Genomic DNA, 14,125 nt, shown 5'->3' with positions numbered 1-14,125 from the left:
CCGACCCGTCACCCCCTCCCACCCCTTTCGCCCCCGCCTCCCCGCCCGTGCCCCGCCCCCTTCACACACCACCCGGACTCCCCACCGCCGCCGCCACCACGGCCCCAGCCCCGTACCGCCCACCCCCACCCCACCCGGGCGCCTGGCCCCCACCACCCCCCGGGACCAGGTACCCTAGGCACTCGTCGTGCGCCCACCGGGCCACGACCGGGGGCGCGTAGCTCAGCGGTAGAGCGCTGCTCTTACAAAGCAGATGTCGGCGGTTCGAAACCGTCCGCGCCCACCAGTGCGCCGAGGGCCGGTCCGGGAGGTACTCACCTCCGGGGCCGGTCCTCGGGCGTTGTCGGTGGCGGGGGTTGCGGTCGGCCTGGTGCGGCCGGTTGCCGGGAGATCCAGCTCCGTAGGGCAGCTGCCCCCCGGTCTTTCCGGGGGCCGGGGGAGACCCTGGCCCAACTGTCGGCCGGGGTTTGCCGAGGGCCAAGAGTTGGGCCCCGTCAGCGCCGGCCGCACCCCGCACCCCGTACCCCGGTCTCGGGGTGCGGTGCTGCTGCTGGTAGGGAGGCGGGATGACTGCCAGGGCGTTTGATGCGGTGCTGTGTGACGTGGACGGTGTGATCCGGTTCTTCGACGGGGCCGGGGTGGCGGCGTTGGAGCGGGCGGCGGGGGTGGGGGAGGGGAGTACGGCGGGAGTCGGGTTCGCGCCGGAGAACGACCTGCCGCTGTTGCTGGGGCGGATCGGCAAGGCGGAGTGGGTGGAGTCGATCGCGCGCGGGCTGCTCGGGCGGGTGTCGGAGGCGCAGGCGCGGGGGCTGGCGGAGGCGTTCGCGAACTCGCCGTTCTGGGCGGACGAGGTTGCGGTGGGGCTGCTGCGGCAGGTGCGGGAGCACTGCCGGGTGGTGCTGGTGACCAATGCGACGGTGTGGCTGGACGAGGACCTGGCGCGGCTGGGGCTGACGGAGCTGGCGCACGAGGTGGTGAACAGTTCCCTGGTGGGCAGTGCCAAGCCGGAGCGGAGGATCTACGAGATCGCCGCGGAGCGGGCCGGGGTGGCGCCGGAGCGGTGCCTGTTCGTCGATGACCGGCAGGAGAACGTCGATGCGGCGGTGGCGCTGGGGATGACCGGGGTGCTCTACCGGGGACCGGAGGATCTACGGCAGGCGTTGGCGCCTGTGTTGGGCCGGCGGGTGGTGCGGCCCGGCCGTTGACGCGCGGTGTCCGGTCGGCGGGGTGGCGGGGCGGTGGGTGGTGGGTGAGGATCGGGGGGTCGGTCAGGTGTCGGGGAGTGGTGGGCGATGGCTGGGCAGGCCGGGGAGACACGGGCGGAGTTGTCGGCGCGCCTGAACTGGCTGCGGGCGGCGGTGCTGGGGGCCAATGACGGCGTGGTGTCGACGGCGGGCATCGTGACGGGTGTGGCGGGCGCGACCGGTTCGCGGACGGCGCTGCTCGCGGCGGGGGTGGCCGGGTTGTTGGCGGGGGCGATGTCGATGGCGGCCGGCGAGTACGTGTCGGTCAGCACCCAACGGGACACCGAGCGGGCCGCGTTGGCGAAGGAGCGGCGGGAGCTGGCGGACGACCCGGAGGGGGAGCTCGACGAACTCACCGACTACTACCGGGGCAGCGGGCTGACGGACGACCTGGCCCGGGACGTGGCGGTGGCGTTGACCGAGCGGGACGCGCTCGCGGCCCACGCGCAGACCGAACTCGGCATCGACCCGGAGGCGTTGACCAATCCGTGGCAGGCGGCGCTGGCCAGCGCGGCTGCGTTCACGCTGGGCGCGCTGGTGCCGCTGCTGGCGGTGCTGCTGCCGCCGCAGGCGTGGCGGCTGCCGGTGACGGTGGTGTCGGTGGTGGCCGCGCTCACGCTGTCGGGCTGGGCGAGTGCCCGGATGGGCGGGGCCGGTCCGGCCCGGGCGGTGGGGCGCAATGTCGCGGGCGGGCTGCTGGCGATGGCGGTGACGTACAGCGGCGGTGTGCTGCTGGATCGTTTCACCGGCTGACGGCTGACGGCTGACGGCTGACGGCTGACGGCTGACGGCGGGCCGCTGACGGCGGCCGTGGGAGGCACTGTCCGACTCGACAGGCGCGGTCGCACGGCCTGTGTTTGTGTGGCTGCAAACCGCTTGGGAAAGGTGAATCGCCGTGACCATGCCCCCGTTCGGATCGAACGATCCGTTCTCCGATCTCCTCAGCCGGTTCTTCGGAATGAGCCCGCTGGCTTCCCCGCCCGCCGTGCAGCGGGTGCCGATCGGGCGGCTGCTCAGCGAGTCCTCGCAGGAGTTGCTCGCACTGGCCGCGCGGCGCGCGTCCGAGGACGGTTCCAGTGACCTCGACACCGCCCACCTGGCCTGGGCGGCCACCCAGGTGGACCCCTCGCGGCGGATGCTGGAGCGCGCGGGCATCGACCCGGACCAGCTGTCCGGCGATCTGGAGCACGCCCTGCCGGTCGGCAACCCCGACGCGGTGGACGGGCAGCCGGCGCTCACCCCTTCGGCCAAGCGCGCGCTGCTCGCCGCGCACGCCCGCTCGCAGGCGGCCGGTGCCTCGTACATCGGGCCGGAGCACATCCTCGGCGCGCTGCTGGACCAGGAGCGTTCGGGTGCGGGCGTGGCGCTGCGCAAATCGGCGCCCTCGCAGGAGGTGCTGAAGTCGGTGCTGGAGGGGCGCGGTACCGGTGGCGAGCGCAGCAGTACGGGCGCGCACCCGAGCGAGACGCCGACGCTGGACGAGTACGGGCGCGACCTCACCGCGGAGGCGCTCTCGGGCCGGCTGGACCCGGTGGTGGGGCGGGCCGAGGAGATCGAGCAGACCGTTGAGATCCTCTCCCGGCGGACCAAGAACAATCCGGTACTGATCGGTGAGCCGGGCGTCGGCAAGACCGCGATCGTCGAGGGCCTGGCCCAGCGGATCGTCTCCGGGGACGTGCCGCGGAGCCTCAAGGAGAAGCGGGTGGTCGCCCTCGACCTGACCGCGCTGGTGGCGGGCTCCAAGTACCGGGGAGAGTTCGAGGAGCGGCTGAAGAACGTGATCGACGAGGTCACGGCCGCCGAGAAGAGCGTGATCCTGTTCCTGGACGAGCTGCACACCGTGGTCGGCGCGGGCGGTGGCGGCGAGGGCTCGATGGATGCCGGCAACATCCTCAAACCGGCGCTCGCGCGCGGCGAGTTGAGCGTGGTCGGCGCGACGACGCTGGACGAGTACCGCAAGCACGTGGAGAAGGACGCCGCGCTGGAACGGCGCTTCCAGCCGGTGCTGGTGCCCGAGCCGAGCGTCGAGGAGACCATCGAGATCCTGCACGGGCTGCGCGACGCCTACGAGGCGCACCACCAGGTGCGGTTCACCGACGAGGCGTTGGACGCGGCGGCGGCGCTCTCCGACCGGTACGTCAGCGACCGCTTCCTGCCCGACAAGGCGATCGACCTGTTGGACCAGGCCGGCGCGCGGGTGCGGCTGCGCAGCCTGAGCGGGTCCACCGAGGCGACCGGGGTGCAGGACCGGATCACCAAGCTGAAGCGGGAGCTGGACGAGGCCGTCGCGGACGAGGAGTTCGTCCGGGCCGCCAACCTGAAGACCGAGCTGCGGCAGACCGAGGACGAGCTGGCGGCGGTCGCCGAGTCCCGCGAGGAGGTCGTCGACGTGACGGCCGACGACATCGCGCAGGTGCTGTCCTCCCGGACCGGCATCCCGGTCGCGGAGCTGAACGCGACCGAGAAGGAGCGGCTGCTCAAACTGGAGGAGCACCTGCACGAGAAGGTGATCGGCCAGGACGAGGCGGTCACCGCCGTCGCCCAGGCGGTGCGCCGCGGCCGGGCCGGGATGGGCGACCCGGAGCGGCCGACCGGTTCCTTCCTCTTCCTCGGCCCGACCGGCGTCGGCAAGACCGAGTTGGCGAAGGCGCTGGCGGCGCTGCTGTTCGGCGACCCGGACCGGATGATCCGCTTCGACATGAGCGAGTTCCAGGAGAAGCACACCGTTTCCCGGCTGGTCGGCTCCCCGCCCGGGTACGTCGGCTACGACGAGGCCGGGCAGCTGACCGAGGCGGTGCGCCGCAAGCCGTACAGCGTGCTGCTCTTCGACGAGGTGGAGAAGGCGCACCCGGACGTCTTCAACCTGCTGCTCCAGGTGCTGGACGACGGGCGGCTGACCGACTCCCAGGGGCGTACGGTCGACTTCCGCAACACCGTGGTGATCATGACCAGCAACATCGGCTCGCAGCGGATCCTGGACCACTCCGGGAACGTGGACCAGATCAGGGACGACCTGATGCGGGACCTGCGCGGGCACTTCCGGCCGGAGTTCCTCAACCGGATCGACGAGGTGATCGTCTTCCACGGGCTCACCCGGAAGGACCTGCTGTCGGTGGTGGACCTGCTGCTGGAGCGCAGCCGGCGGCGGCTGCGGGCACAGGACGTCCGGCTGGACGTCACCGAGGCGGCGAAGGAGTTCCTGGTCAACCGCGGGTACCAGCCGGAGTTCGGGGCCCGGCCGCTGCGCCGGACGATCCAGTCGGAGCTGGACAACCGGATCTCCAACCTGCTGCTGGACGGCTCCGTGCGGGAGGGGGACACGCTGATCGCGGACATGAGCGACGGGGAGCTGGTGGTCACGCTGGCGCGGCCGGAGGCGTCGGCGACTTTCGAGAAGGCGGAGGAGGAGGCGCGGGCTGCCACCGAGGACCGCTAGACCGCCAGACCGTTGAGACGGGCAGAGCGGGGGGAGCAGAGGGGAGCAGAGGGGGCAGAGTGGGGGGCAGGGCGGGGGAGTAGGGCGCCTTCGGATGTACTCCAGCGGGAGTACGCCCGAACGCCACCCGTGGAGGACGCGTGGGGGCGGGGCGCGGGTCTAGCTTGTGGGCATGATGCCGCCCATGTCCCAGCCGCCGGAGCCGCCTGCGGAGGAACCGCCGGAGCCGTCCGCGGAGGATCCGGCCGCGCCGGAGCCGCCCGAGCCGTGGCGCCCGCCGTGGGTGCGCGCGGCCAAGGCGGGCCTGCCGCTGGGGCTGGCGGTGGCGGTCGCGGTGGTCCAGCTGGTCGGCTCGCGGTTCGCCGCGCACAACCAGCCCGGGCGGGCGCCGCTGGACGCGTTCGGCTACCTCCTGCTGCTGCTCGGGCCGGCCCTGCTGGTGCTGCGCTGCCGCCGTCCGGTCGCGGTGGTGGCCGGCACCTCGGTGGTCACCGCCGGGTACCTGGCCGCCGGGTACCCGTACGGGCCGGCGTTCCTGAGCTGGCTGATCGCCTGCTGCGCCGCGATCGCCGCCGGGCACCGCCGGGCGGCCTGGGCCGGCCTGGGCGGGGTCTACCTGGTGCACGTGCTCGTCACCTTCGTGCTGCCCGCGAACTGGCAGCGGGCCGCCCCGCCGTCCGGCACCGCCTGGCTGCAGGAACTCGGGCTGCTGGCCTGGCTGCTGCTGGTGCTGGCGATCGCCGAGATCGTCCGGTTCCGGCGCGAGCGGATCGCCGCCCACCGGGCCTTCCGCCAGCAGCTGGAGGAGCGCCGGGCCAACGAGGAACGGCTCAAGATGGCCCGGGAGTTGCACGACATCCTGGCGCACAGCCTGTCACTGATCAACATCCAGGCGGGGGTCGCGCTGGCACTGCTCGACCGGCGGCCGGAGGAGGCCCGCACCGCGCTGGTCACCATCAAGTCGACCAGCAAGGAGGCGCTCGGCGAGGTCCGCCAGGTGCTGGCGACGCTGCGCGGGCCCGGGGCGGCGCCGCGCGGCCCGGCCCCCGGGCTGGACCGGCTGGACGAACTCACCGAGCAGGCCGACCGGGTGGGACTGGAGGCCGAGGTGCACGAGCGCGGCGAGCGCCGCGCGCTGTCCGCCACCGTCGACCTCACCGCCTTCCGGATCGTCCAGGAGGGCCTCACCAACGTCATCCGGCACTCGGCGGCCCGGCAGGCGGTCGTGGTGCTGGACTGGACGGACCCCGCCCTGCTGGTGGTCCGGGTCGAGGACCCGGGGCCGACGGTGGTCTCCGACGCCGGCGGGTCCGGCAGCGGGCTGGTCGGGATGCGGGAACGCGCGGCCGCGTTCGGTGGCACCATCACGGCGGGGCCGCTGCCCGGCGGCGGCTTCCGGGTCCGGGCGGAGCTGCCGACACCGAAGGCGGGGAATGAGTGATTCGGGTACTGCTGGCGGATGACCAACTGCTGGTCAGGGCGGGCTTCCGGGCCCTGCTGGACCTGCAGGACGACCTCACGGTGGTCGGCGAGGCGGACGACGGGGAGGCGGCGCTGCAGCTCGCCCGCGAACTCGTGCCGGACGTCGTGCTGATGGACATCCGAATGCCGAGGATGGACGGGCTGGAGGCGACCAGGAGGATCGCCGAGGACCCTGCGCTGTCCTCCGTACGGGTGGTCGTGCTGACCACCTTCGAGCTGGACGAGTACGTCTTCGAGGCGCTGCGCTCGGGGGCGGCGGGCTTCCTGGTCAAGGACACCGAGCCGGCCGACCTGCTGCGGGCGATCCGGGTCGCGGTCGCGGGGGACGCGCTGCTCTCGCCGGGGGTGACCAGACGGCTGATCGGCGAGTTCGCCGCCCGGTCCAAGGCCCCCGAGGCGGCGCCGAAGGGGCTGACGGACATCTCGACGCTGACCGAGCGGGAGCGCGAGGTGCTGGCGCTGGTCGGGATGGGGCTGTCCAACGAGGAGATCGCCCGGCGGCTGGTGGTCAGCCCGCTGACGGCGAAGACGCACGTCAGCCGGGCGATGGTGAAGCTCGGGGCGCGGGACCGGGCGCAACTGGTGGTGCTGGCCTACGAGTCGGGGCTGGTGCGGCCGGGTTGGCTGGGCTGAGCGGCGGATTCCGTCCCGGCGCGGACGCTCCCGGTGTGGCTACTCCCTGCGTGCCTACGCCCGGGCGTGCCTACTCCCTGCGTGCCTACGCCCGGGCGCGGGCGTTCCCGGGTGCGGCTACTCCCGGCCCGGCGTGTCACCGGCCGCTCGTACTCTCCCGGGAGTATCCCGACTGCCGCTGCTGGTAGGACGCGTGATGAGACCCCTCGGCGGGACGCTTCGGACACCTCGGGAACCGCCCGAGGTCCTGAAGGCCCACGGCCGAGGAGATGAACCACCATGTACACGCAGCTCGCCGACTGGCACGGGCCCGGACCCTGGATCCTGCTGATCCCCCTGGTCTGGATCGCCGTGGTGTTCCTGGTGATCGTGGTGCTGCGCCGCACGGTCTGGCGGCGCCGCGGCTGCGGCTTCGGGTACGGGGCCGGATCCGCCGCGGAGCACCCGCTGGCCGTCTTGGGCCGCCGCTACGCCGAGGGCGACATCGACGCCGAGGAGTACCGCGCCAAGCGGGCCGTGCTCAGCGAACCGCCGCGAGACGACGCCCGGGGAGGTGGCGCCAAGTGACCACCCTCGACGTCGTACGCGGCACCGCCGCGCGGGTCGCCGACGCCGTGAAGATCCACGGCGTCGGCGGCACCGAGGTCCGGGCGCTGGACCACGTCACGGTGGAGTTCCCGTCCGGGCGCTTCACCGCGATCATGGGCCCCTCCGGCTCGGGCAAGTCCACCCTGATGCACTGCGCGGCCGGGCTGGACACGCTCACCGCCGGCAGCGCCTGGATCGGGGACACCGAACTCGGCTCGCTGAGCGACCGGCGGCTCACGCTGCTGCGCCGGGAGCGGATCGGCTTCGTGTTCCAGGCCTTCAACCTGGTGCCCACGCTCACCGTCCGGGAGAACATCACCCTCCCGCTCGACCTGGCCGGGGCCGCCCCCGACCGGGCCTGGCTGGAGGCGCTGATCGACGTCGTCGGCCTCGGCGACCGGCTGCAGCACCGTCCGAGCGAGCTCTCCGGCGGCCAGCAGCAGCGGGTCGCGGTGGCCCGGGCGCTGGCCGGGCGGCCGCAGGTGGTCTTCGCCGACGAGCCCACCGGCAACCTCGACTCCCGCACCGGCGGCGAGGTGCTCGGCCTGCTGCGCCGGGCGGTGGACGAGATGGGCCAGGCCGTGGTCATGGTCACCCACGACCCGACGGCCGCCGGCTGGGCCGACGAGGCGCTCTTTCTCGCCGACGGCCGGCTGGTCGACCGGATGGAGCGGCCCAGCGCCGGGCTGGTGCTGGACCGGATGAAGGCCTTCGAACGGGGGCAGGCATGAGCGGGCGCATGAACACCGCCACCCTCAGGCTCAGCCTGCGGTCGCTGCGCGCCCACAAGCGGCGGCTGACCGGCACCCTGCTGTCCATCCTGCTCGGGGTGAGCTTCCTGACCGGCACGATGGTGCTGGGTGACACCCTGCGGGCCAACTTCGACACCCTCTTCGCCGACGCCAACGCGGGCACCGACGTCGTGGTCCGCAGCGCCGACGTCCTGGACTCCCCGGGCACGGCCGGCGGGGTGCGGGCGCCGGTGGCGGTGTCGCTCGCCGACCGGCTGCGCACGATCCCCGGCGTGGCGGCCGTCGAGCCGTCCGTCCAGGGCGCGGGTCAACTCATCGGGAGCGACGGCAAACCGATCGGCGGTCAGGGCCCGCCCACGCTGGCGGGCAACTGGCTCACCGACGGCCGGCTCAACCCGTACCGGCTGGCCGAGGGCCGGGCGCCGGCCGCCCCGGGCGAGGTCGTGGTGAACCGGGGCGCGGCGAAGTCGGGCGGGCTGCACCTCGGCTCGACCACCGTGCTGCGCACCCCGGACCCGGTGCCGGTCACCATCGTCGGCATCGCGACCTTCGGGGCGAGCGCGGACGGCATGGGGCCGAGCACCTTCACCGCGATGACCTTCGCGGACGCCGAGCGCTACCTCACGCCCAAGGGGGCGGGGCAGGCCGGTTCGATCCAGGTCCGCGCGGCCGGCGGGGTGTCCCAGCGGGAGCTGGTCGACCGGATCGCCCCGCAACTGCCCTCCGGCGTCGAGGCGATCACCGGTACGGCGGCCACCCAGGAGTCCACCCAGCTGCTGTCCGGGCGGTTCCTGACCATGTTCACCACGCTGCTGCTGGTCTTCGCCGGGATCGCGCTGCTGGTGGCGACGTTCACCATCCACAACACCTTCGCCATCGTGGTCGCCCAGCGGAGCCGGGAGAACGCGCTGCTGCGGGCGCTCGGCGCGGTGCGCGCCCAGGTGCTCGGGGCGACGCTGGCGGAGGCACTGGCGGTGGGCCTGCTGGCCTCGCTCGGCGGGCTGCTGGGCGGGATCGGGGTGGCGACCGGACTCAAGGCGCTGTTCTCGGTGCTCGGCTTCGCCCTGCCGACCGGCGGCATGGTGATCAGCGCGGCCGCCGTCCTGCTGCCGCTGCTGGTCGGGACGCTGGTCGCGGTGGGTTCGGCGCTGCTGCCGGCCGTCCGGGCCGGGCGGACGGCTCCGCTGGCGGCGCTGCGGGAGACCGGTGTCGACCGGGCGGCGCAGGGGCGCTCGGGTACCGTCCGGGTGGCGCTCGGCGGACTGCTGCTGGCCGGGGGTGTCCCGGTGGCCGTCCTCGGCGCCACCGACGGTCCGTCCGTCCTGCTGACGGCGGCCGGGGCACTGGCGGTGCTGGCGGGCACGGTGGTGCTCGGGCCGGTCGCCGCGGCCTTCGCGGTCCGGACGCTGGGCGCGCCGCTGCCCAGGCTGCGCGGCGTCTCCGGGGTGCTGGCCCGGCGCAACGCGGCCCGCAACCCGCGCCGGACGGCGGCCACGGCGAGCGCGCTGATGATCGGGGTCGCGGTGGTCACGCTGTTCGCGGTCTTCGGCGCGTCGATCAAGGCCACCCTGGACGACACGGTGAGCAAGTCCTTCGCGGGCGATCTCGCCGTCACCACCGCCTCGTTCGGGGCCGGCGGCAGCGGGATCAGCCCCAAGGTGGCGGACGCCCTGGCCGGGCTGCCCGAGGTGCGGCAGACGGTCGGGCTCGGCCGGGGCGTCGCCCGGATCGACGGGCACGGGCGGACGCTGGACGTCACCGACCCGGCCCGGCTGTCCGGCATCGTCGACCTCGGCCGGGTCGACGGCTCGCTCGCCGCGCTCGGCACGGACGGGCTGGCGGTCTCCCGCACCGAGGCGCAGCAGCACGGCTGGCGGCTCGGACAGACCGTCACCGTGGGTTTCACCGACGGCGCGAGCGGCCCGTTCACCGTCCGTGCGCTCTACGAGGGCGGCGGGCTGGCCGGGGACTACCTGATGACCAGGCAGGCCTGGGCCCCGCACCGGGGGCAGGACGCCGACACCATGGTCGCGGTCGGGCTGCGCGACGGCGTCTCACTGGGCGCCGGCAAGGCGGCGGTCGAGAAGGCGCTGGTCCCGTTCGGCAGTCCGCAGGTGCAGGACCGGGCGGAGTACGCCAAGAGCGCGGCCTCCGGCGTCGACATGATGCTCTCGGTGGTCTACGCGCTGCTGGCGCTGGCGGTGCTGATCGCGCTGCTGGGCATCGCCAACACGCTGACGCTGGCGGTGCACGAGCGGACCAGGGAACTGGGGCTGCTGCGGGCGGTCGGCCAGACCAGGGCGCAGCTGCGCGGCATGGTGCGCTGGGAGTCGGTGCTGGTGGCGGCGTTCGGCACGGTCGGCGGGCTGGGGCTCGGCGCCTTCCTCGGCTGGGCCCTGGTCCGGGCCTCGGACAGCGCCGGGACGGGGTCCTTCGCGATACCGCCCGAGCAGTTGGCCGTGGTCCTGGCGGCCGGGCTGCTGGCGGGCGCGGTGGCCGGCCTGCGCCCGGCGGGCCGGGCGGCGCGGCTGGACGTCCTGCGGGCGATCGCCACGGAGTAGGAGCCGATCGCGACGGAGGAGAAGGCAGAGAAGGAGGAGACGGAGGAGGAAACGGTGGCGTGACGGCGCGAGGAGGGCGTGAGGAGGAAGAGCCGGAGCAGGGAGTCAGTCCGCGGTCTGCGGGAACACCTCGCGCAGCAGCGGGTCCGGCAGGCCGCGCTTGCGCCACTCACGCGGGTAGCCCAGCGAGACCTCCTCGAAGGGCACGCCGTCGTAGCTGGTCTTACGGGGGATGTGCAGGTGGCCGTAGATCATCGCCGCGGTGTTGAAGCGGCGGTGCCAGTCGGCGGTCAGCTCGGTGCCGCACCACTGGGCGAACTCGGGGTACCAGAGGATCTCGGTGGGGTGGCGGACCAGCGGGTAGTGGTTGACGAAGACGAGCGGGACGTCCGGGTCGCAGGCCGCCAGCCGCGCCTCGGTCAGCCGGACGCGCTCTCGGCACCAGGAGTCGAGGTCCGGGAACGGGTCGGGGTGGAGCATCCGCTCGTCCGCGCAGACGACGCCGCTCTCGTACGCGGCCGCCAGGGACTCCTCCTTGGTGGTCGTGCCCGGCGCACGGAAGGAGTAGTCGTACAGGAGGAAGAGCGGGGCGATACGGACCGGCCCGCCCGCGCCCCCCCAGACCGGGTAGGGGTCCTCGGGGGTCACCACGCCGAGGCGGCGGCAGAGTTCCACCAGGTGTTCGTAGCGGGCCACACCGCGCAGCTGGACCGGGTCCTCGGGGTGGGTCCACAGCTCGTGGTTGCCGGGCACCCACACCACGCGGGCGAAGCGCTCGGCGAGCAGGCCGAGGGCCCACTCGATGCTGGTGGTGAGTTCGGCGACGTCGCCGGCGACGAGCAGCCAGTCGTCGGGGTGGGTGGGCTGGATCTTCTCCACCAGGTCGCGGTTCTCCTGGTAGGAGATGTGCAGATCGCTCACCGCGAGGAGTCGTCCGCCCGTCGGGGTGGGCCGCGCCGGCTGTGCGTCGCTGCGGTTCTCCGTGGTCACTCCTGCCCCCTGAGGTCGTCCGGCCGATGTGGCCCACCCTATGTGCCGGGCCGGGGGAGCGGGGCGGATTGAACGGATCAGTTGTTCGACTGTCGGACGGATCGACTGTCTGGCGGTTCGATGGCCCGACGGGTCGACTGTCCGGCGGATCGGCCGGGGAGCTGAGGACGGCTCAGGAGCTGAAGTCCATGAGCACGCCGTGGGAGGTGGCGGTGGTGACGGCGAGGATCGCCAGCGAGGCGATGCCGAACGCGAGGCCGAGGACGGCGCGGCCGCGGCGGCTGGTGCCACGGAGCAGGGCCAGGGTGGCGAGGGTGATGGCGATCGGGCCCAGGACGATGTTGAAGAGCAGCAGGCCCGGCAGGCCGAGCAGGAAGGAGGCGACGGCCAGGTTGTCGGCCTCGGCGGTCTCCCGGCGGCCGGCGTTCTGCGGGGTGGTGACGGTGCTCATGGCTGTGCGGGTCCTCTCTGGGAGTGGTCGCGGGAGTGGACGCGGGAGTGGTCCGGGGAGGGGCCGGGTCAGCGGTGGCGCAGGCGGGCGATGCCCTCGCGGGCGCCGAAGGCGAGCAGCCAGGCGGTGATGGCGGCGGAGGCGGCGAGGAACACCGGGAGCGAGGTGTGGGCGGCGGTACCGATCAGGACGGCCATGGCGACGAGGGCGGAGAACAGGATCACGGCTGACTCCTTCGACGGCGGCTGTGGTGGCGCCGGTTTCGGTTGACAAGTGTTTACTGACTTCGACACCACTGTACCCCGGCTGGCCAAGTTCGGCAAACAACTGTTTACTGAATGGCGTGAGTCACACCGTAGGGGCCAGACAGGCCCAGAAGCAGCAGAGTCGGCGGGCGTTGCTGGACGCGGGGTTGCACCTGCTGGCCGATCAGAACCTGGCGAGCCTCGGCGTTCGCGAGGTCACCCGGGAGGCCGGGCTCTCCCCGGCCGCGTTCTATCGGCACTTCCCGGACCTCGCCGCACTCGGGGTCGCGCTGGTCGAGGAGTCGCTGGCCAGCCTGCACGTCATGATCCGCTCGGTGCTCGCCGAGGCCGGCGGCGCCGAGGAGCTGATCGACCGCGCGGTGGACGTGATCGAGCGGCACGTCCGCGAACACCGCGCGCACGTCCGCTTCCTGTCGCGCGAGCGGCACGGCGGGGTCCGGCAGGTGCGCGAGGCGATCGACGCCGAACTCGGCCGCTTTGCCGCCGAGGTGGGTGCCGCGCTCGCGCTGCAGCCGGTGTCGCGGGGGTGGAGCGAGCGGGACCTGCGGATGCTCGCCGAGTTGTACGTGGACCACATGGTGTCCACGGCCTCCGCCTTCCTGGAGGCGCAGGAGGCGGACCCGGCCCGGGAGCGGCGGATCGCCGCCACCGCGCGCCTGCAACTGCGCCTGATCAGCCTGGGTCGGCGCCACTGGCAGGGAAGTTGACCCGCGGGGCAGGGGGCGCGAAGGCGCCCCGGCCCCGACGGCGGTGCCAACCGGGCATGGCGGATCGGGATGGCCTCTTTGTCGCGCTTTGACTCTTGACAGGACGTCATGTCCGCGACAGCTTTGGTGGACCCCCACGTGGACCCCCCACACCGAGAGGTCTCTCATGAAGAAGCCGCTCATAGGCATGCTCGCCACGCTCCTGGCCGCCGGAGCCACCCTCGCCGGAGCCTCCCAGGTCCAGGCCGCCCCCTCGGCCACCGTCAACTTCGCCGGAGCGGTCGCACTCAGCAACTGCTCCGGCTCGCTGGTACGGATGCCCGGCTCGGCCGCAAGCGACCCCGCGCTCGTGCTCTCCAACGGCCACTGCCTGGAGTCCGGCATGCCCGGCCCCGGCCAGGTGGTCCTCGACCAGCCCTCCAGCCGGAGCTTCACCCTGCTCAGCGCCACCGGCGGACGCCTCGCCACGCTGCGCGCGACCAAGGTGGTCTACGGCGCGATGACCGACACCGACGTGTCGATCTACCAGCTGAACACCAGTTACTCCTCGATCCAGTCCCGGTACGGGATCGCCCCGCTGACCGTCGCCACCACCCACCCCGTCCAGGGCGCCTCGATCCGGGTCGTCTCCGGCTACTGGAAGAAGATCTACTCCTGCTCGGTCGACGGCTTCGCCTACCGGTTGAAGGAAGCCGACTGGACCTTCAAGGACTCCGTCCGCTACACCTCGAGCTGCGACGTGATCGGCGGCACCTCCGGCTCGCCGGTGGTCGACGCCTCGTCCGGCCAGCTGGTCGCCGTCAACAACACGATCAACGAGAGCGGCGAGCGCTGCACCCTGGACAACCCCTGCGAGGTCGACCAGAGCGGCACCGTGACGGTGCGCCAAGGCATCGGCTACGCCCAGGAGACGTACGGGATCCCGGCCTGCTTCGCCACCGGAAACCGGTTCGACCTCACCCTCCCGGGCTGCGCCCTGCCCCGCCCGTAGGGCACCCGCCCCGCCCATAGGCGG

Annotated in this window: 13 protein-coding genes and 1 tRNA gene; 11 read left to right on the top strand and 3 right to left on the bottom strand. The window is 73.3% G+C overall.

Features of this window, described 5'->3' with window-relative positions; all coding sequences use genetic code 11:
- The first annotated feature begins 211 nt into the window (after positions 1 to 211).
- From ACZ52R_RS04200 to ACZ52R_RS04160, 9 genes are all read left to right on the top strand, one after another.
- Positions 212 to 286 (top strand) — tRNA-Val (locus ACZ52R_RS04200).
- 280 nt (positions 287 to 566) lie between these two features.
- Complete coding sequence (locus ACZ52R_RS04195) at positions 567 to 1,205, top strand: HAD family hydrolase (RefSeq protein ID WP_465752687.1); 639 nt, start codon at positions 567 to 569, stop codon at positions 1,203 to 1,205.
- Positions 1,206 to 1,292: 87 nt separating this feature from the next.
- Complete coding sequence (locus tag ACZ52R_RS04190; RefSeq protein WP_465620285.1) at positions 1,293 to 1,997, top strand: VIT1/CCC1 transporter family protein; 705 nt, start codon at positions 1,293 to 1,295, stop codon at positions 1,995 to 1,997.
- A gap of 148 nt (positions 1,998 to 2,145) precedes the next feature.
- Positions 2,146 to 4,680: an ATP-dependent Clp protease ATP-binding subunit gene (locus ACZ52R_RS04185; protein WP_465752773.1), complete on the top strand. Its 2,535-nt coding sequence runs from the start codon at positions 2,146 to 2,148 to the stop codon at positions 4,678 to 4,680.
- A gap of 184 nt (positions 4,681 to 4,864) precedes the next feature.
- Positions 4,865 to 6,121, top strand: a complete 1,257-nt coding sequence (locus ACZ52R_RS04180) for a sensor histidine kinase (RefSeq protein WP_465623718.1) — start codon at positions 4,865 to 4,867, stop codon at positions 6,119 to 6,121.
- Positions 6,118 to 6,795 (top strand): response regulator transcription factor, encoded by a 678-nt coding sequence (locus ACZ52R_RS04175; protein ID WP_360492898.1) that lies wholly within the window; start codon positions 6,118 to 6,120, stop codon positions 6,793 to 6,795. Before ACZ52R_RS04180 ends, ACZ52R_RS04175 begins: the two co-directional genes overlap by 4 nt.
- A 279-nt stretch (positions 6,796 to 7,074) precedes the next feature.
- The gene (locus ACZ52R_RS04170; protein ID WP_360492895.1) at positions 7,075 to 7,362 is read left to right on the top strand and encodes an SHOCT domain-containing protein; all 288 of its coding nucleotides are present in this window, start codon (positions 7,075 to 7,077) and stop codon (positions 7,360 to 7,362) included.
- On the top strand, positions 7,359 to 8,114 hold the full coding sequence (locus ACZ52R_RS04165) for an ABC transporter ATP-binding protein (RefSeq protein ID WP_465623716.1): 756 nt from the start codon (positions 7,359 to 7,361) through the stop codon (positions 8,112 to 8,114). Before ACZ52R_RS04170 ends, ACZ52R_RS04165 begins: the two co-directional genes overlap by 4 nt.
- Positions 8,115 to 8,122: 8 nt before the next feature.
- The gene (locus ACZ52R_RS04160; RefSeq protein ID WP_465752685.1) at positions 8,123 to 10,696 is read left to right on the top strand and encodes an FtsX-like permease family protein; all 2,574 of its coding nucleotides are present in this window, start codon (positions 8,123 to 8,125) and stop codon (positions 10,694 to 10,696) included.
- Between the two features lie 105 nt (positions 10,697 to 10,801).
- Here the strand turns inward: ACZ52R_RS04160 and ACZ52R_RS04155 are convergent, their stop codons facing one another.
- From ACZ52R_RS04155 to ACZ52R_RS04145, 3 genes are all read right to left on the bottom strand, one after another.
- Positions 10,802 to 11,686 carry a metallophosphoesterase family protein gene (locus tag ACZ52R_RS04155; protein ID WP_465623713.1) on the bottom strand — a complete coding sequence of 295 codons (885 nt, stop codon included), beginning with the start codon at positions 11,684 to 11,686 and terminating at the stop codon, positions 10,802 to 10,804.
- Positions 11,687 to 11,858: 172 nt separating this feature from the next.
- Complete coding sequence (locus ACZ52R_RS04150) at positions 11,859 to 12,137, bottom strand: DUF4190 domain-containing protein (protein WP_465752683.1); 279 nt, start codon at positions 12,135 to 12,137, stop codon at positions 11,859 to 11,861.
- 68 nt (positions 12,138 to 12,205) lie between these two features.
- Positions 12,206 to 12,361 carry a hypothetical protein gene (locus ACZ52R_RS04145; protein WP_189918519.1) on the bottom strand — a complete coding sequence of 52 codons (156 nt, stop codon included), beginning with the start codon at positions 12,359 to 12,361 and terminating at the stop codon, positions 12,206 to 12,208.
- Positions 12,362 to 12,480: 119 nt separating this feature from the next.
- On the opposite strand from ACZ52R_RS04145, the gene ACZ52R_RS04140 reads away from it, so the two are divergent.
- Both ACZ52R_RS04140 and ACZ52R_RS04135 read left to right on the top strand, forming a co-directional pair.
- Positions 12,481 to 13,110, top strand: coding sequence for a TetR family transcriptional regulator (locus ACZ52R_RS04140; protein WP_465623710.1), 630 nt, complete (start codon positions 12,481 to 12,483; stop codon positions 13,108 to 13,110).
- A gap of 166 nt (positions 13,111 to 13,276) precedes the next feature.
- The gene (locus tag ACZ52R_RS04135) at positions 13,277 to 14,101 is read left to right on the top strand and encodes a S1 family peptidase (RefSeq protein ID WP_465623708.1); all 825 of its coding nucleotides are present in this window, start codon (positions 13,277 to 13,279) and stop codon (positions 14,099 to 14,101) included.
- Positions 14,102 to 14,125: the final 24 nt, after the last annotated feature.

This window comes from Kitasatospora sp. NPDC034023, from assembly GCF_055575795.1.
The sequence above is the reverse complement of the archived record's forward strand: the minus strand, read 5'-3'. Positions and strand labels throughout refer to the sequence as shown.

Bases quoted from the DNA above. Each gene is read 5' to 3' on its own strand.
- ACZ52R_RS04195 (WP_465752687.1), top strand. From the start codon at position 567: ATGACTGCCAGGGCGTTTGATGCGGTGCTGTGTGACGTGGACGGTGTG.
- ACZ52R_RS04190 (WP_465620285.1), top strand. From the start codon at position 1,293: ATGGCTGGGCAGGCCGGGGAGACACGGGCGGAGTTGTCGGCGCGCCTG.
- ACZ52R_RS04185 (WP_465752773.1), top strand. From the start codon at position 2,146: ATGCCCCCGTTCGGATCGAACGATCCGTTCTCCGATCTCCTCAGCCGG.
- ACZ52R_RS04180 (WP_465623718.1), top strand. From the start codon at position 4,865: ATGTCCCAGCCGCCGGAGCCGCCTGCGGAGGAACCGCCGGAGCCGTCC.
- ACZ52R_RS04170 (WP_360492895.1), top strand. From the start codon at position 7,075: ATGTACACGCAGCTCGCCGACTGGCACGGGCCCGGACCCTGGATCCTG.
- ACZ52R_RS04160 (WP_465752685.1), top strand. From the start codon at position 8,123: ATGAACACCGCCACCCTCAGGCTCAGCCTGCGGTCGCTGCGCGCCCAC.
- ACZ52R_RS04150 (WP_465752683.1), bottom strand. From the start codon at position 12,137: ATGAGCACCGTCACCACCCCGCAGAACGCCGGCCGCCGGGAGACCGCC.
- ACZ52R_RS04135 (WP_465623708.1), top strand. From the start codon at position 13,277: ATGAAGAAGCCGCTCATAGGCATGCTCGCCACGCTCCTGGCCGCCGGA.